General features: G+C 62.6%; 18 protein-coding genes, 3 pseudogenes and 1 other annotated feature. Of the genes and pseudogenes, 12 read left to right on the top strand and 9 right to left on the bottom strand.

Going from position 1 to position 25,442, the window contains the following annotated elements:
• Positions 1–70 precede the first annotated feature (70 nt).
• The 6 genes and pseudogenes from PGN12_16340 (at position 71) to PGN12_16315 (ending at position 8,623) form a co-directional block, all read left to right on the top strand.
• Positions 71–601, top strand: a complete 531-nt coding sequence (locus PGN12_16340) for a YfiR/HmsC family protein (GenBank protein MEH3105455.1) — start codon at positions 71–73, stop codon at positions 599–601.
• A 3-nt stretch (positions 602–604) separates the two neighbouring features.
• Positions 605–2,656, top strand: a complete 2,052-nt coding sequence (locus PGN12_16335) for a TonB-dependent receptor (protein ID MEH3105454.1) — start codon at positions 605–607, stop codon at positions 2,654–2,656.
• 204 nt (positions 2,657–2,860) lie between these two features.
• A pseudogene (gene istA, locus PGN12_16330) lies at positions 2,861–3,475 on the top strand (IS21 family transposase).
• A gap of 205 nt (positions 3,476–3,680) precedes the next feature.
• Positions 3,681–4,397, top strand: a complete 717-nt coding sequence (locus tag PGN12_16325) for an IS6 family transposase (protein ID MEH3105453.1) — start codon at positions 3,681–3,683, stop codon at positions 4,395–4,397.
• Between the two features lie 767 nt (positions 4,398–5,164).
• Entirely contained in the window at positions 5,165–8,149 is a 2,985-nt protein-coding gene (locus PGN12_16320; protein MEH3105452.1) for a TonB-dependent receptor, read from the top strand.
• Positions 8,150–8,302: 153 nt separating this feature from the next.
• Positions 8,303–8,623 (top strand): annotated as a pseudogene (locus tag PGN12_16315) (IS5/IS1182 family transposase).
• On the opposite strand, the pseudogene PGN12_16310 reads toward PGN12_16315, so the two are convergent.
• Positions 8,617–9,113 (bottom strand): annotated as a pseudogene (locus PGN12_16310) (transposase). The pseudogenes PGN12_16315 and PGN12_16310 sit on opposite strands and share 7 nt — an antisense overlap.
• Positions 8,715–8,831 (bottom strand) — a sequence feature (AL1L pseudoknot). It overlaps the preceding pseudogene by 117 nt.
• A 131-nt stretch (positions 9,114–9,244) precedes the next feature.
• On the bottom strand, positions 9,245–12,157 hold the full coding sequence (locus PGN12_16305) for a glycoside hydrolase family 127 protein (GenBank protein MEH3105451.1): 2,913 nt from the start codon (positions 12,155–12,157) through the stop codon (positions 9,245–9,247).
• A gap of 595 nt (positions 12,158–12,752) precedes the next feature.
• On the opposite strand from PGN12_16305, the gene PGN12_16300 reads away from it, so the two are divergent.
• Together PGN12_16300 and PGN12_16295 are read left to right on the top strand one after the other, a co-directional pair.
• On the top strand, positions 12,753–14,573 hold the full coding sequence (locus PGN12_16300) for a DUF6055 domain-containing protein (GenBank protein MEH3105450.1): 1,821 nt from the start codon (positions 12,753–12,755) through the stop codon (positions 14,571–14,573).
• Positions 14,574–14,614: 41 nt separating this feature from the next.
• Positions 14,615–15,217, top strand: a complete 603-nt coding sequence (locus tag PGN12_16295) for a PEPxxWA-CTERM sorting domain-containing protein (GenBank protein ID MEH3105449.1) — start codon at positions 14,615–14,617, stop codon at positions 15,215–15,217.
• 285 nt (positions 15,218–15,502) lie between these two features.
• Here PGN12_16295 and PGN12_16290 read toward each other — a convergent pair.
• The 3 genes from PGN12_16290 to PGN12_16280 form a co-directional block, all read right to left on the bottom strand.
• Positions 15,503–16,632 (bottom strand): IS3 family transposase gene (locus PGN12_16290; GenBank protein ID MEH3105448.1). Its coding sequence is split into 2 segments (ribosomal slippage): positions 15,503–16,383 and positions 16,383–16,632, totalling 1,131 coding nucleotides; the frame shifts between segments, so codons are not numbered across the junction.
• 389 nt (positions 16,633–17,021) lie between these two features.
• Positions 17,022–17,330: a hypothetical protein gene (locus tag PGN12_16285; GenBank protein MEH3105447.1), complete on the bottom strand. Its 309-nt coding sequence runs from the start codon at positions 17,328–17,330 to the stop codon at positions 17,022–17,024.
• A gap of 620 nt (positions 17,331–17,950) precedes the next feature.
• Positions 17,951–18,508 (bottom strand): hypothetical protein, encoded by a 558-nt coding sequence (locus PGN12_16280; protein ID MEH3105446.1) that lies wholly within the window; start codon positions 18,506–18,508, stop codon positions 17,951–17,953.
• A gap of 227 nt (positions 18,509–18,735) precedes the next feature.
• Here PGN12_16280 and PGN12_16275 point away from each other — a divergent pair, with 227 nt between their 5' ends.
• Positions 18,736–19,359, top strand: coding sequence for an SOS response-associated peptidase family protein (locus PGN12_16275; protein MEH3105445.1), 624 nt, complete (start codon positions 18,736–18,738; stop codon positions 19,357–19,359).
• 673 nt (positions 19,360–20,032) lie between these two features.
• On the opposite strand, the gene PGN12_16270 is transcribed toward PGN12_16275, so the two are convergent.
• On the bottom strand, positions 20,033–20,449 hold the full coding sequence (locus PGN12_16270; protein MEH3105444.1) for a BLUF domain-containing protein: 417 nt from the start codon (positions 20,447–20,449) through the stop codon (positions 20,033–20,035).
• A gap of 676 nt (positions 20,450–21,125) precedes the next feature.
• On the opposite strand from PGN12_16270, the gene PGN12_16265 reads away from it, so the two are divergent.
• The 3 genes from PGN12_16265 to PGN12_16255 are packed head-to-tail and all read left to right on the top strand — an operon-like array spanning position 21,126 to position 22,647.
• Positions 21,126–21,428 carry an integration host factor subunit beta gene (locus PGN12_16265; GenBank protein MEH3105443.1) on the top strand — a complete coding sequence of 101 codons (303 nt, stop codon included), beginning with the start codon at positions 21,126–21,128 and terminating at the stop codon, positions 21,426–21,428.
• Positions 21,429–21,488: 60 nt separating this feature from the next.
• Positions 21,489–21,911, top strand: coding sequence for a DDE-type integrase/transposase/recombinase (locus tag PGN12_16260; protein ID MEH3105442.1), 423 nt, complete (start codon positions 21,489–21,491; stop codon positions 21,909–21,911).
• A 19-nt stretch (positions 21,912–21,930) separates the two neighbouring features.
• A complete protein-coding gene (locus PGN12_16255) occupies positions 21,931–22,647 on the top strand; it encodes an IS6 family transposase (protein ID MEH3105441.1) in 717 nt (238 codons plus the stop codon).
• A gap of 166 nt (positions 22,648–22,813) precedes the next feature.
• On the opposite strand, the gene PGN12_16250 is transcribed toward PGN12_16255, so the two are convergent.
• The 3 genes from PGN12_16250 to PGN12_16240 are packed head-to-tail and all read right to left on the bottom strand — an operon-like array spanning position 22,814 to position 24,995.
• A complete protein-coding gene (locus PGN12_16250) occupies positions 22,814–23,599 on the bottom strand; it encodes a MetQ/NlpA family ABC transporter substrate-binding protein (GenBank protein ID MEH3105440.1) in 786 nt (261 codons plus the stop codon).
• Positions 23,600–23,607: 8 nt separating this feature from the next.
• Positions 23,608–24,273 carry an ABC transporter permease gene (locus tag PGN12_16245; protein MEH3105439.1) on the bottom strand — a complete coding sequence of 222 codons (666 nt, stop codon included), beginning with the start codon at positions 24,271–24,273 and terminating at the stop codon, positions 23,608–23,610.
• A complete protein-coding gene (locus tag PGN12_16240) occupies positions 24,270–24,995 on the bottom strand; it encodes an ATP-binding cassette domain-containing protein (GenBank protein ID MEH3105438.1) in 726 nt (241 codons plus the stop codon). The genes PGN12_16245 and PGN12_16240 overlap by 4 nt, the downstream gene beginning before the upstream one ends.
• Positions 24,996–25,442: the final 447 nt, after the last annotated feature.

Below are 25,442 nucleotides of genomic sequence, written 5' to 3'. Positions count from 1 at the left end.
ACAGGGTTTTGTTTATGAGTATGGACTAATCGGGTTTGAAGACGAGCACGGCGCCACGGGCTTGGATTTGATGGGAACGTCCGTGAAGCCACGTTTACTGATCTCCGCCGCTTGCGTGCTGTCACTGCTCGCGCCGGCCGCGTCGGCGACGCTCAACGTGCCGGTTGCGGCGCGCGTCCTGTCGTTCGTACAGCCAGCGCCTTCGGGGATCATCCCGGTCGCCATCGTCTATCAGGCGGGAAATGCCGATTCAGAATCCGAGGCGTCAGGGATGGAGCGCGCGCTGGCGCGCAGTGCGGTCAGCGGTCAGGCGTTGATCCGCACGCGGCGGGTGATGGTGTCGAACTTAGCGCAGCTGTCGGGATCGCGCGCCGCCTTCGTCACCTCCGGATTGCACAATTACCAGAGCGATCTTGCCGAGACCGCCAGCGCTCAGGCGATATTGACGATCACTTCGGACACTGGCTGCGTGGTGGCGGGTCGCTGCGTGGTGGGCATTTCGGAAGGCGCCAAGACACAGATCGTCGTGAGCAAGGAGGCCGCGCGGCGCAGCAGGATCCGCTTTGGCTCGGCGTTCCTCATGCTCGTCAAGGAAATCTGATCCGTGCGCACGTTCCGTATTATGCTGACCTCCACGCTGGCGTTGGTCGCGCCTGCCGCCGGGGTCAATGCGCAGATTGTAGACCATGCTGCCTTGAACGAGGCTTTCGGCGAGCCCATCACCACCAGCGTGACGGGCAAGCCGCAGCGCGCTTCGGAAGCGCCTGCCTCGGTCACCATCATCACCAGCGACGAGATCGCGCGATCGCCGGCGAGGAACGTCCCCGATCTGCTGAAGGCGCAGGTGGGAGTCGACGTGAACCGCTGGACCGCCGGTCAAAGTGACATAGCGATCCGCGGTGGTGTGCAGACCTATAATGCGCGGCTGCTGGTGCTCGTTGATGGCAGGCAGGTGTATCTCGATCATTACGGCATGACGAACTGGAACCTGCTGGGTGTTCAGCTCGACAATATCCAGCAGATCGAACTGGTGCGTGGGCCGGCAAGCGCTTTGTTCGGGTTCAACGCAGCGAGCGGTGTCGTCAATATCGTCACGAAACGTTCGGGCACCGACACACGCTTTGCCGCGCGCGCTGAGGGCGGAACGCACGGCTACGGGCGGCTGAGCGTGACGACCGCACTGCCCCTGGCCCCCGACATCGGCTTAAGCTTGTCGGCTGGGCATCAGGAGGAAGACGAACGCCGCATTCCGGCTCGCCTCTACCAGCCGCCCTTTACCCGCGGCGTCGGGGCAGACCAGCTCAGCGGGACGTTGTTCGTTCAGGCCGCAGCGCGGACGTCCATCGAGCTGAACGGTGGCCTTGGCGGTAACCGTCAGCTCGAGTTTCTTCCCAGTCAGATCCTCACCGAGCAGCGGTTCCGCAACCAGACGTTGGGCGCGCTCGTCAATCATGACACGTCGTGGGGCAGCCTGAGCGCGCGCAGCTACACGAACTGGCTGCAGGCCGATTACGGCATAACCACTCCGGTCACCGATCCGTACAGCGCCGTTGCGGACCTGCGTGCGAAGAACCGCATCTCCGTCAGCGCGGGCTCCGCTCTGGTGCGGCTGGGCGCGATCGGCAGTGCCCGGGTCGGCGTGGAATATCGCGACAATCAGCTATCGTCCGAGCGACTGTATTCAAAACGGATTGGCTACAGGGTCGCAGCGCTCAGCGGAATGCTCGATCTGCATCCGACCGACCGCGTCGCGCTGACCGGCGCGGCGCGGGTCGACAGACTATGGCTGGAGCAGGGCGGGGCGATCCTTACCCCGCAGATCGACCCGGTCGCGGCCTATGACCGCACCATAACGCCGGTCAGCTTCAACGTCGCGGGTTCGGTGCAGATCGCCGAAGCCGGTCGCTTGCGCGTCAATGGCGGGCGCGGATTGCAGCTCCCGTCGCTGATCGACCTTGGTCTTCACGTCGCTATCCCTGCGCCTGACGTCCCTATCCCTGTCTACCTCGTCGGCGATCCTCGCCTGTCGCCCGTCAAGGTCGACAGTCTGGAAGCGGGCTACTCGCAGGGCTTCGCCTCGGGGCTGCGCATGGATGTCACCTTGTTCTACACACGGGTGGATCGATTGATCGCTTCGCCCGGAGGCGCGGTCGATGTGACAGTGGCGTTCACGCCCGAACCCGTGGCCGTCGCCCGTTTCGCGAACGTCGGCGCCTACACCAGCCACGGTATCGAGCTGGCAGCGAGCGGTCGCATTCAGTCCAGGATTGGCTGGTCGGCCAACTACAGCCTTGCCCGGATTGACGAGAACATCCCCGCAAACCGCAATGCGGCTTATTACGCGCTTTTCCCCGAAGCGGCGACGCCGCGTCACCGCGCGAACGTGACCGCGGATTACGCGGATGACATATGGTCGGCCGCCGTGGCGACACATCTGGCGACGTCCAGCCGACAAAGTAGCTTCCTGCCGGATACCAACCTCATCTCGATCCAGGTGCCAACATCAGTCAGCGTCGATGCGAAGCTGACACGGGCGGTCGGGACGCGGGCGAAGATCTATGTGGCCGGTGAGAACCTGACCGCGGCGCAAGGCGTCTATTCCTCGCCGATTCCCGCCGACCGCCGCATTCGCGTCGGCGTCAGTGCCCGGCTCTGAAGACCACCGCTGGCTGCGATCGACCTTCAGGCGGCGTGTGGCGATCATGCCAGATACGCCTCGGCCGCCTCCTGCGAGAGGAAAACATCCGGGTGTTGATTTCCACTGAGAGCTGACCCGGCGAAGGTATAAATTCCCACCGAGAAGTGACCCGTGTCTCAACCTCACCCCGGCTGGCTGCCGGGGGGTCAAGGAGTGATAGACATGGCGTTACTGAGCGTCATCCGGCGCTGGGCATTCCGGGATGGAATGTCGATCCGGGAGATAATCCGCCGCACGGGACTGTCGCGTAACACGATCCGCAAATACCTGCGGTCGGATGCGTTGGAGCCGAAGTTCCAGGTGGTCGACCGGCCGAGCAGGTTGGACCCGTATGCCGAGCGGCTGTCGGGCTGGCTGAAAACAGAGACGGCCAGATCGCGCAAGCAACGGCGCACGGGCAAGCAGATCCACGCCGATCTGGTCGCGCTGGGCTATGACGGGTCCTACAGTCGGGTAGCGGCTTTCATCCGGGCGTGGAAAGCGAACCGTCAGGTCCAGGAGCAGACAACGGGCCGGGGTACGTTCGTGCCGCTGGTGTTCATGCCCGGCGAAGCCTTTCAGTTTGACTGGAGCGAAGACTGGGCCGTTCTGGGCAGCGAACGGGTGAAGTTGCAGGCAGCGCACACCAAGCTGTCGCACAGCCGGGCGTTCATCGTGCGTGCGTATCCGCTTCAGACCCACGAGATGCTGTTCGATGCGCACCAGCATGCCTTCCGGCTGCTTGGCGGGGTGCCGCGGCGCGGAATCTACGACAACATGAAGACCGCAGTCGACCGTAGTCTCCGCGCACAACGCCACGCTCACTCGGCTCAAAGAACGCATAGAGAAGGCGAGAGCCGCGGGTGAGATCGATGGATCGGTGAACACGCAAACTCTCGCTCGCTTTGTACAAACCGTGCAGACTGGCATGTCGCTCATCGCGCGCGATGGCTCCGTCAAACCAAATGCACCGGCTGGTAACCCGGTAGGATAGGGCGGGGCCATGCCCCGCCCGCGTAAGTCCGCCTCGCCGTTCCGCTACTTCAACTCGTCGCCTGAGGTGATCCGGCTGGCGGTGTTAATGTACGTTCGGTTTCCGCTGAGCCTGCGGAACGGCGAGGATCTGCTGTTCGAGCGCGGGATCGACATCTGTCATGAGACGGTGCGGCTGTGGTGGAACAGGTTTGGTCCGCTGTTCGCCGGTGACATCCGCCGCCAGCGGGTGAGCCGAATGCGCGGCTTTCGTCACTGGCGCTGGCACCTGGACGAGATGTACGTGAAGCTGAATGGCGAGATGGTCTACCTGTGGCGAGCGGTCGACCATGAAGGCGAGGTGCTGGAAAGCTATGTCACCCGGGCCCGCGACAAGGCAGCCGCACTTGCGTTCATGAAGAAGGCGCTGAAGCGCCACGGCTCACCGGAGGCGATCACCACCGATGGTCTACGCAGCTATGGTGCTGCGATGAACGAGCTAGGCAATGCCGAGAAGCAGGAGGTTGGCCGCTGGGCGAACAACCGGGTCGAGAACAGCCATTTGCCATTCCGACGACGAGAGCGGGCGATGCAGCGCTTCCGCCAGATGAAGACGCTGCAGAAGTTTGCCTCGATCCACGCTAACGTTTACAATTACTTCAGCCTGGAACGCCACCTTATCGATCGACAGACCTACCGGGAACGACGCTCCGCCGCGCTGGCGGAGTGGCAGGCGCTTGTCAGCTGAACGTCGGCTTCAAAGATCGAAATGCGTCGTGTGGAGAGCGATTCGCATTAGACCGACAGCACCCTAGTGCGATCGATGGGTTGCGTGAACCACCATCGTCACCGCCTTCAAAGACGAACTCAGGATCAGGGTGGGTGGTTCTCGAAGACTTTCCTTCCGGATGCATTCCGCTGGAGAGTCTCTTCGTTCTATGGCGGCATGCGGTGCCGTGATCGGCAAGCCGCTCGTCAGCGTCCACGTCGCTCCCCATGATCTTCAATTCTCCGGTGATCATTAGTATGACTAAATGTAAGGCATGATCGGGTCCGTAACGCCGGGCCGCACTAGCCACACTACGCATTTTAGCCCTTGACGTTACATTGGTTTGTCATACCGTATACGAACTTAGCAGATAGAGGCATAGGTGGATTCGAGAACAATCTTGACCTTTTTGTTCACTGGATCAGCACCACCGTAAGGCCAGTGCAATGATATCGCTAACACAAATTTGTGTATGATACCGCAAGCCTCTGAAACCTCCTTAGATTTCACGGCTCTGGACTCATCATAACAGTGAATGGCAAGCGTTTCCTTCACAATTCTGGCGATGAGACCACAGAAAGACAAAGGATAAGTGGAGCGCCTCGTTCGTTCGATGGGTGAAGCTTACCAGTTATGTTACAATTTCTGGATCACTGATCTTTAAACGCAACTCGTTTTTAACGAACGCGTCAATATTCGCACCGGCAAAAATGTTGAGGGCATTAGCAAGCACCTGGAGGGGGAAAATGAAAATGCGACATCGTAAACTGACCGTTGGCGCCTCGGCCCTGATCCTTGGAATGAGCGCGCCGGTATCGTCGATTGCGGCACCAGCGACGCTACAGGCCGAGATTGAGCCGGCGAAGACCAGGGCCGAGATCGCGGCCGAACGACGAGAGGCGCGTCGCGCCGCGCGTGCAGGCGCGCGCCGGAAGGCGGCCGTGGCACGGTCCGGCGTCGCGACTCCCGAACGTGAAGGATTTGCAACGGTCGCCGGCGGCGACATTATCGTGACCGGCCTCCGCGAGAGCGTCAGCAAGTCCATCGACAAGAAGCGCAAAGCACGACAGATCGTCGATGTCATCACCGCCGAGGATGCCGGCAAGCTGCCCGACAACAACGTGGTCGAGGCGATGGCGCGCGTTACGGGCATTACCGTTACCCGCAGCGGCGGCCGCGCAAACGGCTTCAACATCCGCGGCTTGGCTGGTGTGCAGACCACGGTTAACGGCGTTGAAGGCGCAACTGCGCCGCTGCCGTTCTCCGAGGGACGCACGCTCGCGCTGGAAAGCGTACCAGCGGATCTCATTAAGTCAGTCGAAGTGTATAAGTCGAGGACGGCAGATCAGATCGAGGGCGGCATCGGTGGCTCGGTGAACATCGAACTGCGCCGACCATTGGACCTGAAGAAAGGTCTGACGGTCGCAGGCAGCGTCCGAGGCACCTATGCCGAGCAGGGCAAACTCTGGAGCCCGTCGATCAGCATGCTTGCGGGAAAGCGCTTTGACACCGGCTTAGGTGAGTTCGGAGTCCTGCTTAACGGCGCCTACGTCAAGCAGCGCTATGCCGAGGCATACAACAACAGCGAGTCTCCCGATTTGGTCGGCGGGCCGGATTCTCGCATCCGCGCCAGTTTGCCGGCTTCTCAACGCGCAACCGTCGTCACCCCGTACCGGGCGCTCTACGGCACGAATGACGGTGAACGTGAGCAGAAATCGATCAGTGGCGTGCTGCAATGGCGAGCCAACGAAAAGCTCAACATTGTATTGGAAGGCTCCTACTTTGGAGAAGAGTACTCCGATCAGTTCAGCTCACTCTATGTCCGGACACGAGAAGACTACTACGTCCTCAGCAACATTCGCAGCGCGCCAACCGGTGTTTTGCTCGGCTACGACATCACCAACCCCGCACTGGCAGATGGTACGCGTCCAAATTTCGGGAACATCGTCGCAGGCTTTGAAGGCGGAGAGAACCGAGGCAAGTCAGAAAACTACCGCACGAACCTAGAGGCGCACTTTGAAAGTGAAGGTGTCCGCATCGACGGAACGGCACAGTACCAGTGGAGCAACAACGATTACCACGGAATAGGTCACGGTGGCAGCTACGAGGGGCTTTCCAAGGTCCGAGTCGACTTTGACTCGCCGAAGGTGCTCGGCAATGGTCCCTACTTCGAGTTCGACGTCAGCCCAACCAACCCGGATCTCGCTCGCATCCAGTTCCTACGGGACAATCTCGGTCACGGCGACAATCAGCAGTTCTCCACGCAGTTTGACGTCTGGAAGGAGATCGACAGTGATGGGCTCCTACGTGCCGCAAAGTTCGGCGGCCGTTATGCGCGCAATACCGCCTTCTTTCGGGACAGCTATCGCTTCGCAGGCTATTTCGATCCGGCGTTGTCGCTTCCTACATCCGCGATACCGGGTGTTCAAACGACATCGGTGACCCCCAATCTACCAGGCGGCTCTCCGCTAAGTTGGGTTCAGCTCAACAATCGTCAACTCTACGATAACTGGGGCCAAGTGGTGCCGTTCATCGCCGGAAGCAAGTATCAATTCCTTGATGGGCCAGGCAGGGATCAAGGAGCAGCCGTTTTGTTCGGCAGCCCCGAACCATCGGCAGCCAACGCGATCTACACGAGCAACTCCGAAGAAAATACCTTCGCTTCTTATGCAACGCTCGATTATGCCGTGAAGGCATTCTTCCCGATCGATGGGAACATCGGCTTACGATATGTCAACACCTGGGGAGAAATCAACGGCGCGAGCATACGTCTCGGCACGCCGATCCTCGATCCGGTCACCAGATTGCCGACCGGCCAATTTGGTCCGGACAGCACCGACACCACGTCGGTAAGGGTGAACTATGTCGACCTGCTGCCCAGCGCCTTCAGCAACATACACCTGACCGACAAACTACAACTGCGTATCAGCTACAGTCACAATGTTCAGCGCCCAAGCCTTTTCCTGCTACGTAATTCCCGTGTCATCAATTATCGTGATCCGAACGACCGGCTATACGCAGGTAACCCGAATCTAAAGCCCACGACCACCGACGATTACAACGCCTCGCTTGAGTGGTATCCTGCTGCCGGAAGCACTATTTCCCTCGCGGCTTTCCGCAAGAACCAAACGGGGTTCATCTACGAGACTGCGCAGATCGAGCCGGTTCCCGAACTTGGAAATCAGAATCGCATCGTCGTTCAGCCCAGGAACGCCGGTCCTGGGCGTACGCAAGGTCTCGAGTTCCAAGCCACTGGCTTCTTCCGTTTCCTTCCCGGCTTTCTCCGGAACCTCGGCGCGACGGCAAACGCAACATGGATCCCAACGGCGGAAGTTTCCCTGCCACGCCAGATAGAGAGTGAGAACGCGACCGATCCGATCCAATACGAACTTGTTCGCAAACGTGCACCCTTTACGTCGAGAATGTCCTACAATCTCATTGGATATTACGAGACCCCCGCATTCAGTGCCCGCCTCGCTTACAATTGGCGCTCCAGCTATCAAACGGACGTGAACGCGATAAACGAGACCTACATCATTTCGTCGAACCCAACGCAACGTCTCGATGGGGCGATAAACTTCACTCCCGTGAAGTACCTCACGTTTAGTTTGGAAGGGCAGAACATTCTACGGAACGTCGATAGAAGCTACTATTATTTGTACCCAGAACTTCCAGTCGGTTTGCGAGCCATGGGTAGAACCATTACAGGAAGTGTTCGCTTCCGCTTCTGACCGCATCTACTGGACTAGGCGCCGCATCGCCTAGGCCCCGTCCGACCGGCCGTCTGGATCCGCCGCCCTGCTTCGACGACGGCGGAGATCCAGACGGTACGAGGCAGCGCTCACACCGTATCGACTGGGAATCGGTCATGCATCGTGGCCGCCGACACCGCCTAAGGCTCGGCGGAAATACTCGCTTGGCTGGTCCACGAGCGTGACATCCAGCGGCACATCCCGGTGTTCGACAAGTCCGCCCGCCACGACGGCACGTTCGAGCGCTATGCCTTCACCTACGACCATGACGACGACAGCTACGTCTGCCTTGGCGGCAGGCGCTTGCGCCCCAAGAACCGCAACTTCGCAATCGCGCGGCGCGATGTCGGGCAGGACGGCTTCATACGCTATCGCGCGCGAAAGCAGGACTGCGGCGGCTGCGCCCCGCGGCAACGCTGCACGTCCAACATGCCGGCGCGCAAGGTCACCCGAGTGACCTCTGGCTTGCGAGCCTGATCCCCTGCGCCCGCGCCGACAGGCGCATTGAATTTCATCGCTGAGCGATACGCTCGAAGTACGTAAATGCGGCGATCGGCATGACGCGGCAGATCGGCTCAACCCCATAGGCTTCGCGATAATCGTCGATGATGGCGATCATGGCCCGATCGGGCGGTCGAGCTCCGCCTAGGCAAAATACGCGGACGCCTTGCGAAGGATCTCATTGGCCTGACGCAGCCCGCGGTTCTCGCGCTCCAACGCCTTGAGCTTGTCGGTAACCTTGGTCAACAACCCGGCGCGCTTGCCGCTGTCAACCTCGGCCTTCTTCAGCCACTCATTCAGCGTCTGTGGCGCGCAGCCGATCTTCTCCGCAATGGGAAACCACCGCTGCCCATCGCGACGCGTGGTCACGCTCGTGATCAAGCACCATCCGCACCGCCCGCTCGCGGACCTCAGGCGCAAATTTGTTCGTCGTCTTGCTCATATAGGCTCCACTTTCTCAGGAGTTGGAGCCTCCGACAAACCCGGGGCGGTTCAGCTCTCTCGGTTACTTGCCGCGTCAACGGAACCACGACGGAGCCGGCGGTCGATAATCCCGCAGGCTCCGGCGGTGCATCAGCCCACCACGGTATGCCTATCGACTATCCACACCTGCGACACGGGCCCGGAATCGGCACGGCGTACCGTGGCGGTCTCCATGGCCGGCTGCGCCTGCTGCCTCCCACCCGCGTTGGCGCTGCCCGGCGCATACTCCACGCCGGAGCGACCGGGGAATTCGTGGATCGGCCCGCCCGTGCGGTTCATCCGCGCGAAGTTCGGGATCGCGGTCAGCGGCGAACCGTCCGCCCAGCGCCCGCGGATCGCGACCACGCCGCCCAGCAGGTCGCCGCGCCATTCCGGCACCAGCGCCTCGCTGCCGATCGGCAGGTCGATCCGTGGCTGGTCGGCCCGCTCGACATTATAGACCAGTGGCCCATACCGGAGCGCTACCTTGCCGCGCGTCGCCTCGATCCGCTCGTCGGCGGTGACGCGCTGCACCGCCAGCGGCAGCCCCAGCTCGACCTTGTCGCCCTTGCGCCATTCGCGCGTGATCACCGCATAGCCCTTCTCGATCCGCGGCGTCACCGCTTCGCCGTTCACCGCCAGCCGTACCAGCCCGCCGACCGCCGGCTCGGCGCGATACAGCGCGCTGGTCGTGCGCTGCGGCACCCGGATGCGCAGCGCGAAGCGGCGCGTTTCCTGCGGGTTGACGGTGATCACCACCGCACCCTTCCACGGATAGTCGGTTTCCTGCACCATCTCGACGGGCGTCCCCGCCACCTCGCCGACCTGGATGCGGCTGCCGACGAACAGGTTGACGTACAGCCCGTCGTCGCCCTTCACATAGGTCCAGGTCGGCATCATCAGCAGCGTGCGCGGGATGTTGCCGACGCAGCATGGGCAGGTGTGCCAGCGCGCGCGCTCGGTATCGACCAGCGGGTTGGTATAGCAGAAGCTGGTGCCGGCCAGATCGGTCGCGCCGAGCAGCGCGTTGTACATCGTCTCCTCGTACAAATCGGCGTATTTCGCGTCGTGGTACGACAGGTTGAGCTTGTACTGAAAGAAGATCAGCCCACAGCTCGAGCAGGATTCGCAATAGGCATTGTTGCGCAGCGCGTAATTGCCACCGAACCCTTCGGAGGTGTCGCCGCTCCCGACCCCGCCGGTGACGTAATATTTGCGGTTCACCATATTGTCCCAGAGCGACATTACTGCGCTCTGGTAATCGCGATCGCCGGTTTCGGCGGCGATGTCCGCCATCCCCGAATAGAAATAGACCGCGCGCACCGCATGGCCGACCGCTTCATATTGCTGCTCGGGCGGCAAATGGCTCTGGTCGTATTCCGCCCCGCCCTCGCGGGAATCGAGCAGGAAGCGCGCCAGCTTGATATAGGCGTCGCCGCGCGCATGGCCTTCGACATCGTTGACGAAGCGCCCGAAGCGTACCAGCGCCTGCTCCATCTCCTGGTGGCCGTCGAACCACGCCTTCTTGCCCGGCCCGATATGCGCGACCCAGCAATCCGCCAGCTTCTTGGCGGCGTCGTACAGCCGCAGGTCGCGCCCGCCGGTCAGCGTGTGATGATTGATCGCCGATTCGATGAAATAGCCCGCGACATAGCCTTCATGGTCGGCGCGATGCTCCGGCGACCAGCGCTCCGGCCAATGCCGGCGATCGGCCAGCGTATAGGCGGTGTGCAGATAGCCGTCCGGCTCCTGCGCGGCGAGGATGATCGGGATCCACCGCTCCAGCGTCGCGCGCATTTTCGCCTGCGCCTGCGCGATCTCGGCGTCGCCCTGCGCATCGACCATCAGCGCGATGCACATCGATTCCACCGTCTGGTGCACCCAGGCATTGGAGAAGACATAGCCCTTGTGCGGTGCATGGGCCTCGCCGCGCAGCGCCTTGCCCGCCTCGACGAAATTGTCGATCCCGCCCTGTCCGTCGGTCAGGTCGGTGCGTTCGCAATAAGCGATGCAATGCGGGATCCAGTTGACGATCAACGCCTTGGCACGCGCATTCCATAGCGGACTGTGGATCGCATAGGGCGTGGTATAGACGACATCGAGCCGCTTGGCCGGCGGCGCCGCCGCGGCGCGCAGCGCCACCGTCGCGGCAGCCTGCTTGCCCTGCCCCGTCGCCGCCAGCCGCAGCACGTAATCGCCCGGCTGGGTCACCATCGCGCGGGTCGTGGGTGCGCGGGCATCCGCGAACACCACCTTGCCCGGTCCGCTCACCTGCGACCAGCGGACGGTGTCGCCGGGCTGGCGCTGAAGCCAGTCGGCCTTTCCGGCGAGATACGTCTGCCCGCCGACCACCACCGTCCGGTCGATTCCCGCCCCGACCACCGGCGCGAAGGCGGGCACGGGCCCGGCGTTATAGACCTTCCACTGCAAAATGCCGACCGATTTGCTGCCGTCGCCGACGAACTCTAGCCTCAACCTGTCGGTCGTCACCCTGTCGAACGTCATGCGGTTGTAGCGGTCCAGCGCGATGCCGCCGCCGCGCACGTTGCGCACCGGTACGAAGTCGTACCCGTTCCAGTAGAGCAGGCGAACCGACCTAGGGGCAGCGATGCCCTGGTTGTCCCGCCACCAGTAGACGTCGATGCTGTCGGTCGTGACCGGTAGGCTCCAGTCGTAGACCACCCACTGCCGATCCGTAAGCGGCCAGGTGCCGTACACCCCACGCGCGGTGTCAGATGAATTCGCCGGTTCGGCGCCGTTGTTCAGCGCTTCGAAGGTGGTGTCACCAGAGACGAAGCCGCCGCTGGCCTGCGCGACCTTCGCCAGGTTCACCAGCCCAGCGAAGGCTTCGGCCTGCGCCTTCGAACCGGAAGCGAGCGGCAGACCCAGGCCGCTCGCGAGTCCCAGCAGCACATGCCGCCGGCCAATGTCGGCTCCGGACGCCTGCCCACCATGGTTATCGCCGCCTTGCGCCATCTCACCGAACTCCGCTCGCCATATTGTATGACTATCTTCATCTTCCATCGGCCTTCCTTGATCAGTCGAAGAAATCGGATTGGTCGATTTTCAGACTTGACCCGCCGCGTCCACGTCATACCGTATACGAATGAATTTCAGCGAGTCCAAGATGAAAATCGGGTCGTCGGCCGCAAACCTCCGACGAACACAATCATATGCAATCAGATGCAAAATGATAACGCTAACCTCTGGTGGTTGCGCACTTAAAGGACGTCCATCGGCGGGTTTCCGACGCAATGAACGGAAGCCTGACAAGAGAACATTTTGTCGTCGTGACGTAGGTCTCGCTTCCAGTAGTGGCAACGATGAAGTTGTCGAGAGACGACAACGAGTCGATACCGCGTGTTGCGGAGCGTCGATGTTCAGGCGCATACGATCATGGGGGCGGCGACTTGGACCGATGATCGGCTGGCATGCATCTCGGTGCTCGAAGGGGATCAGGGCCCTCGGCACCGATCGGACGTGATGATCGTCGAAATTTTGTAGGACAACAACCTGGTGGCATTTGCAACCACCGGGCCGGAGGATCGTCATCCTTCGCCGGCCGAACCGAGAGCTTCGAGACAATCAACCACGTGAGATGGACAAGGGAGAGTGTGGCATGAAGATCTTCAAACAAATGGGCGCTACGGCGATGATCGCATTGCTAGTGGGCTGCGGCGATGCCGGAGACGATCGGTCGTCGCCAAGTGCGACGGCCGACCTACAGTCGTACACCATGGCGCCGGCGCAATCGACCACGCTGGCATGCCAGAGCCGCTCCAGCCGTCAACCTTGGGGACGCGTGGACCTGCGAATCTGGACGCCGCGCGCGACACAGGAGGCGGAGCACCCGCTCGAAACTCCTGGTACCGTGACCGGCGCTCCGTTTTCCGCGCGCCTCGTGCAGGCATACGGCGAGGACTACGGCGAGGCGAGGCAGACAGTCATTCTCGAGTTGGCGGACGGATGCCGCCGCCAGTTCCGCGCGGAGTCCTTCATCGATGCAGATCGTGCGTTGATCAACGCCGAACAGGCCCGTCGACCTTCCGCACCGGACAGGACGGACTATCCCGTCAAATATCGCGATGGTGAGACTTCGCCGGAGTTGATCGCGGCCGGCACGCTGGCGGTCCACACCACGCAGCACTTCGCGATCTGGTACGGCAAGCGGACCGACGGCGAGTTCTACCGCACGATTGCCGATCAGGGCCGTCCGATGGATCAAGTGCTTCGCGAGACCGGCGAATGGCTTGAGAAGCAGTGGCTCATCAACCGGGACGTCGTGCAGGCGCCGATGCCGTACGCCGCCGGTACGGGACGCCACAAGCTTGACGTCTTCCTCTGCGGGACCGGGCGCCCGCTACCCGGCTACGACGATCTCGAAGGGTGCGGCGCGAGCGCCGCGGAGACGATGGGCGTCTCGGCGTGGGCGGTGGCCAAGGGGTCGAACGTGCTGACGCACGAGTTCGGCCACATGATCCAGTACTACACCGGCGGTTTCCGGGACAAGGGCGACGCCGGGATGATCTGGGAGACCGGCGCCGAGTGGAACGCGTTCACCGTCAACCCGGCCTTCAACGCATCCTCCGCGGATTACCTCAACCAGCTCGAAAACGGGTTCCTGTTCTCACCGGCACGGTACGGCGCCAACCCGATCATGACCTACCTGTACGAGAAGGATGCCACGCGGCCGCTCGTGCTCGGCACGTGGCTCCGCAACCTCCGCAATGCCGCCGGGGCGACCCACGAGGACTACCTGCCCGCGTTTGTGCGCCTGGCCAAGGAGGCCGGCATCTATCCGAACGGCTACGCCTCGTTTGCCGACGATGCCGGTTGGTACGGGGCGCGATTGGTGGCCATGGACTTCCTCAATCAGAGGGCGATGCTCGACCAGCTGCGCGCCACCCGCACCACGACTTGGCTGGCACACTTCTACACTCCGCTCGCGTCCGTCGCGACGTCCACCGACGCCACTCTCTTCACGCCGCCCGCACAGCGACCGCTGCTGCAGTGGGGCACCCACATCGTGCCGCTGACCTCTTCGGGGCAGCAGGTGAAGGTAACGCTCACCGGTGGTACCACCGCCAACCAGGCGGCGTGGCGCTTCACCCTCGTCGCGGTCGATGCGAACGGCGCTTCCACCTACGCTCCGCTGACTTCAGTCGTCGGCAAGGCCGCCGGTAGGGTCACCATGCTGCCGCCCTCAGGATCGAAGCTGTATCTCGCGGTGACGGCGACGCCGTACGCATACGAGACGCTGGGCTGGCAGGAGAATGGCCAGCCGGTTCGCGGCACCCGTTTCCCGTACCGTGTCAAGATCGAGGGCGCCACGCCCCGCACAGGCTCGGCGGAGGCGTGCGACCCGACGACGCAGCCGGGCGCCTGGACGACCAACTACACTCTGTCCGGCAACAAGGACAGCGGACGGCCGTGCGCCTGATGCGTCCGATCCCTCAACCATCGAACAGCAGGAAGACCTGGATGCCACTAATCAGTATGCTTGCGGTTGCGCTGATCGCGATCGCACCACTCGACGCCGCCGCAGCCGCGATGCCCATCAGCATAACCGGCACCTTCGACGGCACCTTCGACGGCAGATCGTTCACCGGCAGCTCTCTAACGTTCGTTGGCACGGCGGAGGATGATGCTCCAGAAGATGTCTTCGACGAATTCCACTATCGCCTCGCGTCGTTGTCGGTGACGATGAACGGGACAGAGCATCGGGTGACGGAAGCCGCCATGTTCTTCTTCGCACCTCTGTCGCGACTGGCCGGCATCGTCGATCCGGATGCGACCAAGGGTCTCGTACGATTCGACTACAGCGCGGGAAACCGCTTTCATTCCGACGGGCAGACGCAGCCCTTCATGACGTCCGGCGGGTATCTGCTGCTGAGTGCAGGAACGAACATTGCCTTGACCGGGGCGTCGGTGGCGGCGGTACCGGAGCCGGGAAGTTGGGCGTTGATGATGCTGGGGTTCGCGACGATTTGCTTCGCGCAGAGGCGGCGAGGCCGTTCCTCCTCGACGGACAGGGCCATCGCGACTGCTCAGCTGCATCGTTCGACTACTCGGTGGGTGGCCTAGCAGCGGGCCTTGGCCGCAAACAGGTCCGAAAGAGTCGTCGGTCGACGCGCCGTCGTCGATCAGTCGCGGGTGCGCCGTCGCACCCGCGACCGAGTCCCGTAATCGCCGCCGCCGCGCTCCGCGGAGCGGCGGGTGCCGCCTTGCCGATCCGGTGGCGGCGACGCACGGGCGGGACATACCAAATGGCGTGACGCTGGATTTCAGCCAGGTGGGCGACCCCACGGACAATGCCTTCGTTGAGCCGTCGACGGCAGCTAACTGACGTGCTCCCCAAAGCTCCTCCAGTCATAACTGGAGTCCGGGGTTGTCATGGTGCCCGTCGGGGCGGTGTTGCACAACCCGCTTGGCAGCATCGGCGGGCGTCAGGCCGCCAACACCACTATGCGGGCGCACATGGTTGTAATCGTCGCGCCAGAGCCGCAGCACCGAGCGGGCGTGGCCCAGCGATACGAACAGCGTCTCGTTGAGGCATTCGTCGCGCAGGCGGCCGTTGAAGCTCTCGACATAGCCGTTCTGCTGCGGCTTGCCGGGCGCGATGTAGTGCCACTCGACAGGCCGCTCCTGCGTCCATCTCAGGATCGCGAGACTGGTCAGCTCGGTGCCATTGTCGCTGACGATCATCAGCGGTGGTCTTCCCCTGGTAGCGATGATGGCGTCTAGCTCGCGAGCGACACGCGCGCCTGACAGCGAGGTGTCCGCCACCAGCGCCAGGCACTCGCGCGTAAAGTCGTCGACCACCGCCAGGATGCGGATACGTCGGCCACTGATCAGCGTGTCGCTGACGAAGTCGAGGCTCCATCGCTGGTTCGGTCCCTGTGGCAGCGCCATAGGCGCTCGGGTGCCCATGGCTCGCTTTCGACCACGCCGGCGCCTGACCCGAAGGTTCTCCTCGCGGTACAGCCGCAGCAGCTTCTTGTGGTTCATGACCAGCCCCTCGCGAGCCAGCATGATACCCAGCCGCCGATAGCCGAAGCGGCGGCGCTCCGCCGCGATCTCGCGCAGCCGCGACCGTAGGTCGCCATCATCACTACGCCGGGGCGCGTAGCGCACCGACGTTCGATCTACGCCGAAGATGGAGCATGCCCGACGCTCGCTGATGCCGAAGCGCTGCCGAGCCTCCTCGACAGCTCTCCGGCGAGCGGCAGGCTTTACCAGTTTTTTGCTGCCGCCTCCTTGAGCACGGCGTTGTCGAGCATCGCGTCCGCCAGCAGCCGCTTCAGCCGCGCGTTCTCGTCCTCCAGCACCTTCAGCTTGCGCGCCTGAGACACGTCCATGCCGCCGTATTTCGCCTTCCAGGCGTACAACGTGGCGCTGCTGATCCCGTGTTTGCGGCACACGTCGACGGTCTTCATCCCGCCTTCCTGCTCGCGCAGCACCGCGATGATCTGCTCCTCGCTGAACCTGCTCTTCTTCACGTCCGTCTCCTCACGAAGGCGGACTCTAGCTCAAACTGGCGGAGTTTCAGGGGAGCAAGTCAAGCAGAACGCCACTCTCTCGCAATGCGATGTCGAAGCCGTGCTCGCCGTGTTTTTTCAGGAAATTACCGGACGGTACTGTCAAACCAACGTACCGGCTCGCTCGTGAGCCGCGTAGGGTTGGTGCTTTCGCCTGCCTGAGCTTTGCTGGCGCCGCTGTCAGTGCTGTGAGCTTGCTTGGTATTCCCCGAGGTCGACCCTCTTTTGCCTGCTAAACAGCAGGCAAACGGGCAAGAAGCTCGCCTTCAATCGGCCATGTGCAGTTGCTTTGACAGCACCCGTCCGCCCCCTCAACGCCTTCTGGCGCGCCGAACACGCGGGTTCGGAAGTTAGCGGATTTCGCCGGATGGCAGGATTAGCCGTACAGGGTAAAGGCGTGTCGTCTTATCGTCCGCCGCCCCCCGCAGCGTGATTTGATCGGGGTCAGTCTCATCATACGCCATCGATGGAGCGAGAGCGCCGTAATCGGTCGCTCCCTTCAGCTTGTCCTTGGCGCGCCGTAGCGCTTGAAATTCAGCCTTGCCGAAGGTGCGACCGATGGTGCCAATCTCATCGTAGTTGACCGCGGCATAGCCTGCGCGGTCCAAAGTGGCGGGCGCGACCGGCTCGACGCCGGCCGCGTTGAGGCACGCGGCCACGAAGCCGCCGCACCACGGCACTTCTTCATCGCGCCACGCGACGCCGTTGAAGCGGCTTGCAGTATTGAGGAAGGCCAGCAGCTTGCTGTTGTGCGTCGGCCCGAAGATTTCGCGCGTGCCAAGTTGTGCCCGCGCCGTGACGAGCCACGGCGGTTAGGTTGCTATGTTGAACTGTCCTTTTTTGAGACTCGCCGACCCTTGCCAAGCGAGTTGGGGGTAGTCACGTTGACTGTGGGTCTCTTCGGGGGGGCCTGCCGCGTCCCGCTCGACCCCTAATCAGAGCGGGACGCGCGCCTTTATCGCCTCAGTGAGCGCACCTGCTGCTGGCGACGAAATATTAACCTCGCGGCTTTATGAAGGGATTGGGGTTTGGCCCCCTGTTGCTTAACGCGCCCTGCGGCTTCCTCCGATCCTGTCGCAGGGCGCAATAGGCTCAGCCCAGCTTGTCGATCTCACGCAACGTTGCCGCCATCTCCGGCGGGACCACAGACTATCCAGGAAGAGCGGCGTCCAGCGCGTTGATCGCGCTTTGTCCACGGCGCTTGAAGAAGCTGATGATGCCAGCGCTGACCGCGCCGGTGCAGGCTAGAGTTCTCAGAGCGCTGCTCTTCAATGCCGCATTAGCGTCGTGGACAGATTGACCGTCCCCGCGGATCGCGAAGCACTTCCTGACGAACATGCCCGTTGCGTGCCTTGCCTTGATACAGTGCGCAGCCTTTTGCATCGTACTCTATACGTGCGTCACGATAGCCCAGGCGCTTACCGACCCGCTGGAATGCTCTCACTTCGGCACTGGGGAGCGCATCGTTCTCGTACGAGCGACTGCCCGACTCACTCCCCAACTCTGCGGCAATACCGACAACGAGGCGGTCGTAGCTTGCTAGCTCGGCTGCACTGACGAAGCCTTGCTGATGCTCGAAGCCGGTCATTTGTCGTTGAGCCTGCATGAGTTGGTTGCGCAACGCCGCTGATCGTGCCGCGGAGAGCTTGCCGTGCTGTTCTGTTACGCGTACTCGGTCGATCGCAGCGGCAAGGCGTGAGCGCATGTCTTTGGTCTGTTGCGCATTGTCTGGCCGGTAGGCCGGATTACCGCGGGGCTGGGCAACCGCAATCGTAGGGGGCGTTGTGCCGGTTACGAGCAGAGCGGTCACGGGAAGAAGCAGCTTGTGGAACGTCATGGGTCAACTCGTGGGAAGTGGAGCAGCCAAGACGCTCGATGCAATGGTATGATCCGGTGTATCACCAATTTGGGTTAGGCCGCGTACGATTTGCTCCGAGTACAACACGATCGAACCAAGTGGTGAGAGTCGCGGAGGTGAGGAGCGGCTGCTAATTGGTCATCATAGCAGAAGCATAGTTGCGCCGGCAGCGGGAACAATCCGCGCGATGCCAGCATGAAGCGCTTATGTGCAATCGCTATCGCATGACCGAGGCGCAAATCGCGCTGGCCGCCCGCTACGGCATCGAGGCACCTTTTCCGCCCGATAACACGATCCCGCCGCCTGAGCTGTTTCCCGACAGGCCTGCCTTTGTCGTACGGCAACAGGGCGACAGCCGGGTACTAAATACCATGGCTTGGGGCTTCCCGCTCAAAGTGCCGGCTAAGCGGATCGACAAGGTGACTGACAAGCCTGTCCTGCTCAACAAAAGCGTGACGAACGTTCGCAACTACACGTCGCCATTCTGGCGATCGGCACTGATGAACCCGGAGCGGCGGTGCCTGGTGCCTTTCACGAGCTTCAGCGAATATGGGCAGACCCGCGGGGCCGACGGTAAGCTGCCACTGCATTGGTTCAGCGTGCCCAGCCGGCCGATCGTCAGCTTCGCGGGTGTGTGGCGGCCGGTTGAGGGCGGGGCGGTGTTCGCGTTCCTGACGACCGAGCCGAACCCACTGGTCGCGCCGATACACCCCAAAGCGATGCCTGTGCTTCTGCACGAGGATGACGAGGAGCGCTGGCTGACCGCTCACGTCGATCAAGCGATCCTGCTCGCGCAGCCATACCCGTCTCAGCTGATGTCAGTCGAGTGAGCCGCGCCCCGGCTCCGTTCCCACGACGCCGCGGCTTGTTCGGTTTCCTCAGCCAGTCGGATGATGGTGGCGCGATCGCTCTTACTGGTGAGGTTTTCCGCCACGCGGCGCCATCGCGCTGCTTCGCTTCGAAGCCGGGAGCCGTTTATTTCTTGCGATTGCTCGGCCACCCGTCACGTCTCCGATGCATGAGCTATCGATGAAGGTTGCGTGGCTAACGAGCTTTGCTGATTCAGGCCAGTGACCCTGTCGTACAATCTAGGCGGTTTGTCGGATTTGCAGTCTCTAGCGACGGGCGGCCGTGCTGCGATCCTGACGAGAGACTGCAAAACCGCGCATCCAATCGGCTCGCTCTCGTTCGACCAACGTTGTGCGATAAGGGCAGTCAGCAGTTGACGTCTGACGCACAGCGCCCGCCTTCAAGCCTTCAGCATACGCGTTTTGAACCATGTCGAACCCCTTGCGACTCGGACGGGTAATCGCCGCGTAGCCGTGTCCTACATTGGTTACAGTTACATAGTTAACGAAGATTAATGCGAAGCTCGAATTGGTCTTTCGCTAGGTAGATGGTGGGAGAGAAAACGCCCGGCACGATGGCCGGGCGAGGTCAGGAACCCTCCAGGCGGGGTATCACATAGGTATTTAGCAAGCAGCGAGGTTGCAAGCAAGCTAGCTATGCAATTCGCCTCTTGCTCGCGAGTCGCGCAAAGCCGATGAATTGCGCGCGCATGTGTGGGTCTGCCACGAGGCTGACGTCAGCTTTCACCTGCTCGACAAATCGCTCGAGATCCTCCCCCGGCCGCGGCGGCTGGTCCATTGACCAGTGTGGAAACTCGCGATGCTCGATCGCTCCGGCAAATATCTCCACGATATCGCTATGGTTCCGATTTCGCACAATGCGCGCCATGAGCCCCTCAACGGCCGGACGCTCGCCTTCGATAGCTTGAAGGAAGCGCACACCGTCATACAGGAATAAGCCGGTGATCCCGTCCTGCAGGTTACGTTGAGTGGATGTCTCGCAGAGCTCTCTCAACTCGTCTTCGTTCAGGAAGTGCGTGGCGCGACTGGAATAGATGATGCGAAAGAGCACTGCCGTTCCTTGACGGTGGAGGAGCTCTCATAGTCGGGCGCCCACTGCAAAACAGCTAATTGATCTGGATTGTAAATTTTCGCTGCGACAACGAAGCTCGCTGAAGATCGTCATTGTAATGTTCCGGGCTGCCTCAGAAGCTCATAGAGCTTGGCGACCTCATAGAGGCGATCGGCTTCAGCGGTTCGGCCAGCATGAAGCAGCTCATCGATCCGATCTTGAAGCCAGTATGGCGTGTCCGGGCCTCGGCGACGCTCGATCGCGATCAACTCGCTCCACTGGGCCCGGCGTATCGTCAAAAGTCCAGTCCTCGCCGGTCGATTTCGTCGGCCATCGCCTCCATCCGCGGGTCACCGCTATCCCACGTCGTCCGCGACCATTCGGTGATGAGTTCCTGATCCGTCCAGGTGGCGAGAGCCTCAGGTGTCGGTGGCCGCTGCGAATCATTGTCGGGCATTTGGAAAGGCTAGGCTAGTTAGATGACGGCGCAAGCCCGGAAGCGAGCCCCGTCCGGGCAACGGCGAGTCCCCCACGGATCCAACGCTCATCGAGCGATCTGACAGAATTGTAACGCCCGCGTAACTCGATTTGTGTTTGCAATCGTTATCAGCTGTATACGATCGGTTCCCACCCCCGCCCTCGATGGGCTCGCCGGTCGTGTAAAGGAGAGAAGTCTGTGACGCGCTCGCAGCTGAAAAGCGCCTTGATGCGGGGGAACCCGACCCTCTCCGCAAGAGACATTGACGCCGTGATGACCATCTTCTTCGAAGACATAACGGACCGCCTGACAGAAGGCGGCCGTGTTGAACTGCGAGGTTTCGGCTCGTTCGCGACACGTGCGCGGCAACTACGTGCCGGTAGGAACCCGAAGACTGGTGAGACGATTCAGGTAAAGGCGTCTCGCAGGCCGTACTTCAGGCCTAGCAAAATGATGTCCGACCGCTTGAACGTCGACACAATAAAATCGATTGAGGGTTGAGGGCACCGTCAAACCAAACGCACCGTCTGGTAATCTGGTGAGGGTGGCGTAGGGCCGGGAATGCCCCGCCCGCGCAAGCCAGCCTCGCCGTTCCGCTACTTCAACTCGTCGCCCGAGGTGATTCGGCTGGTGGTGCTGATGTACGTGCGGTTTCCGCTGAGCCTTCGGAATGTCGAGGATTTGCTGTTCGAGCGCGGGATCGACATCTGCCATGAGACGGTGCGGTTGTGGTGGAACAGGTTTGGTCCGCTGTTCGCCGGTGACATCCGCCGCCAGCGGGTGAGCCGAATGCGCGGGTTCCGTCACTGGCGCTGGCACCTGGACGAAATGTACGTGAAGCTGAACGGCGAGATGGTCTACCTCTGGCGAGCGGTCGATCATGAAGGTGAAGTGCTGGAAAGCTACGTCACCAAGACCCGCGACAAGGCAGCAGCGCTTTGCGTGGCTCCGTCAAACCAAATGCACCGTCTGGTAATCGGGTGAGGGTGGGGTAGGGCAGGACATGCCCCGCCTGCGCAAACCAGCCTCGCCGTTCCGCTACTTCAACTCGTCGCCTGAGGTGATCCGGCTGGCGGTATTAATGTACGTTCGGTTTCCGCTGAGCCTGCGGAACGGCGAGGATCTGCTGTTCGAGCGCGGGATCGACATCTGTCATGAGACGGTGCGGCTGTGGTGGAACAGGTTTGGTCCGCTGTTCGCCGGTGACATCCGCCGCCAGCGGGTGAGCCGAATGCGCGGCTTTCGTCACTGGCGCTGGCACCTGGACGAGATGTACGTGAAGCTGAATGGCGAGATGGTCTACCTGTGGCGAGCGGTCGACCATGAAGGCGAGGTGCTGGAAAGCTATGTCACCCGGGCCCGCGACAAGGCAGCCGCACTTGCGTTCATGAAGAAGGCGCTGAAGCGCCACGGCTCACCGGAGGCGATCACCACCGATGGTCTACGCAGCTATGGTGCTGCGATGAACGAGCTAGGCAATGCCGAGAAGCAGGAGGTTGGCCGCTGGGCGAACAACCGGGTCGAGAACAGCCATTTGCCATTCCGACGACGAGAGCGGGCGATGCAGCGCTTCCGCCAGATGAAGACGCTGCAGAAGTTTGCCTCGATCCACGCTAACGTTTACAATTACTTCAGCCTGGAACGCCACCTTATCGATCGACAGACCTACCGGGAACGACGCTCCGCCGCGCTGGCGGAGTGGCAGGCGCTCGTCAGCTGAAGGTCGTCGTTAAAGACCGAATTGCATCGTGTGGAGACGGGTTCGCATTAGACTGACAGCACCGCCACTTGCCTGTTTCAGCGGGCCAACCGAGCCGATCGTGGTGGGCATCGGCTGGCATGAATTCCCGTCGCCGCGCGGGCGGTCACCGCCAGCTCTGTTCGATCTAGAAGGCCGGCAGCACCGCGCCTTTGTAGGTTCGTTCGATGAACGCGCGGGTCTGCGGGCTACGCAGCGCCGCCACCAGCTTGCGAACGCGCGGATCGTTGCCCGCGCCGGGGCGGCCGACGACGACGTTGACGTAGGGCGACTCCTTGTCCTCGATCGCGAGCGCGTCGCGCGTCGGGTTGAGCTTCGCGTCGAGCGCGTAATTGGTGTTGATGAGCGCGAGATCGACCTCGCCGAGCACGCGCGGCAACGTCGCCGCTTCCAGCTCGCGGAAACGCAGGTTGCGCGGATTCGCCGCGATGTCGCCGATCGTCGCGAGTGGCTTGGCGGGATCCTTCAGGCGGATCAGCCCGGCCTTTTGCAGCACCAGCAGCGCTCGGCCGCCGTTGCTGGGCTCGTTGGGAATCGCGACGCTGGCGCCGGTGGGGACGTCCGCGATCGTCTTCCAGCGCCGCGAATAGGCGCCCAGCGGTTCGAGGTGGATGCCGGCGATCGACACCAGTTTCGTGCCGCGCTCCCTGTTGAATTGATCGAGATAGGGCTTGGTCTGGAAATAATTGACGTCGATCTGCCCCTGATCGACCTGCTGGTTCGGCTGGACGTAATCGTTGAAGACGCGGACTTCGAGAGCGACGCCTTCCTTTGCCAACACCGGCTTGACCTGCGCGAGGATCTCGGCGTGCGGCACTGCGGTGGCCGCGACGGTCAAGCGGTTCGTATCGCCTTTGCTGCCGCAGGCGGCGAGCAGCAGAGCGGCGGCGAGCAACGTGCGACGGGGAAGCATCAGGATCCTCAACGATGGTCCAGCCGGCGCGCGAGCCAGTCGCCGCCGAGCTGGAGGAGTTGGACGAGCACGACCATCAGCACCACCGTGACCAGCATCACGTCGGTCTGGAAGCGCTGATAGCCGTAGCGGATGGCCAGATCGCCCAGGCCGCCCGCGCCGACGACGCCGGCCATGGCGGTGAACGAGACGAGCGCGACCGCGGTGACGGTGGCACCCGAGACGAGCCCCGGCAACGCCTCTGGCAGCAGCGCGCGGGAGACGATCTGGCGGCGGCTCGCTCCCATCGCCTGTGCCGCCTCGATGGTCGCGCGCGGTACGTCGCGCAGCGCCTGTTCGACCAGCCGCGCGTAGAAAGGCGCGGCGCCGACGACGAGCGGCAGGATCGCGCCCGTCACCCCCAGCGAGGTGCCGACCACCGCAAGCGTGACCGGGATCAGCACGATCAGCAGGATGACGAACGGCACCGAGCGCAGCACGTTGACGGCGACGCCGAGCAGGCGGCTGAGCCAGCGCGCCTCCGCGATCTGTCCACGGCCGGTGACGAACAGCAGCACGCCGAGCGGCACCCCGGCGAGGATCGTCAGCGCCAGCGACGCGCCGAGCATCACCAGCGTGTCGCGCGTCGCCACGGCGATGTCGCTCCAGACGACGTTGGCGAACCAGCCGGTCATGCCGCTTCCCCGAGCAGCGCGCGGGTTGCGGCATGATCGCCGTGCAGCACCGCGTCGAGCGGGCCGCTGTCGACCATGCGACCGCGATCGAGCACTGCGACATGGCTGCACACCGCGCGGACGACTGACATTTCGTGGGTGATGAGCACGATCGTCAGCCCGAGTTCGCGGTTGAGGTCGCCGAGCAGCGCCAGCACCGAGCGCGTCGTCTCCGGATCGAGGGCGCTGGTCGCCTCGTCGCACAGCAGCACGTCGGGACGGGTCGCTAGCGCGCGCGCGATCCCGACGCGTTGCCGCTGACCGCCCGACAGCCGCGCGGGGTAGCTCGCCGCCTTGTCGGCGAGCCCGACGCGGTCGAGCAGCGTGGTCACGCGGGCATCGCGCTCGGCCCGCGGCACGCCGGCGAGTTCGAGCGGCAGCGCGACATTTGCGGCGACCGTGCGGTTCGCGAGCAGCCCGAACGACTGGAAGATCATCGCGACGCGGCGACGCAGCGTGCGCAGGCGGGACTGATCGAGCGTGGCAAGGTCGATGCCGTCGACTTGCACCGTTCCCACGCTGGGCCGTTCGAGGCCGTTGAGCAGTCGGAGCAGGGTCGACTTGCCCGCGCCCGAGCGACCGATCACGCCGAAGATCGCCCCGCGCGGCACCGCGAGCGACACGTCGTCCAGCGCGCGCGTGCCGTCCGGAAACGCCTTGCCGACGCCGTGCAGCGCGATCATGCCGCTTTCCTTGCGTAAGATGCGATGCATCCCATCGCATCGGCTGGCTGGCTGCGCACGAACGTCAACCAGACGGGCGGCGTGGGAGCGGCGGGATCGGAGGCGAAACGGTCGGCGTGGCGCGTACGATGGCCGGGCAGCGTCGCGTTCGACGTGGCGAACAGCTGCGCGGATCGTTGCGAGTGTTCGTGTAAGAGGGGCAGGGCGGTCATGCGGTTCCCGAAGTTGCCTGCGCTAGCTAGCCGGTACGGACGTGTAATGGTCAGCAATTCGGCTTTCGCGACGACTAGTGAAGCTTGAGCAGCGTCGGTTGCGCGCGCTTTGCGTGCGGCGTTCGGGGCGACGGGCACATTCGGGAATGGTCCGCTGGCGCATCTGAGCTTGTCAGCGAAATACCTACTGTCCAAACTTCACCTCTTCCCCGTTCGTCAATTTCGTATACGGTAT

The sequence above is a fragment of the Sphingomonas phyllosphaerae genome, assembly GCA_036946405.1.
Taxonomy (GTDB): Bacteria; Pseudomonadota; Alphaproteobacteria; order Sphingomonadales; family Sphingomonadaceae; genus Sphingomonas; species Sphingomonas phyllosphaerae_D.
The sequence above is the reverse complement of the archived record's forward strand: the minus strand, read 5'-3'. Positions and strand labels throughout refer to the sequence as shown.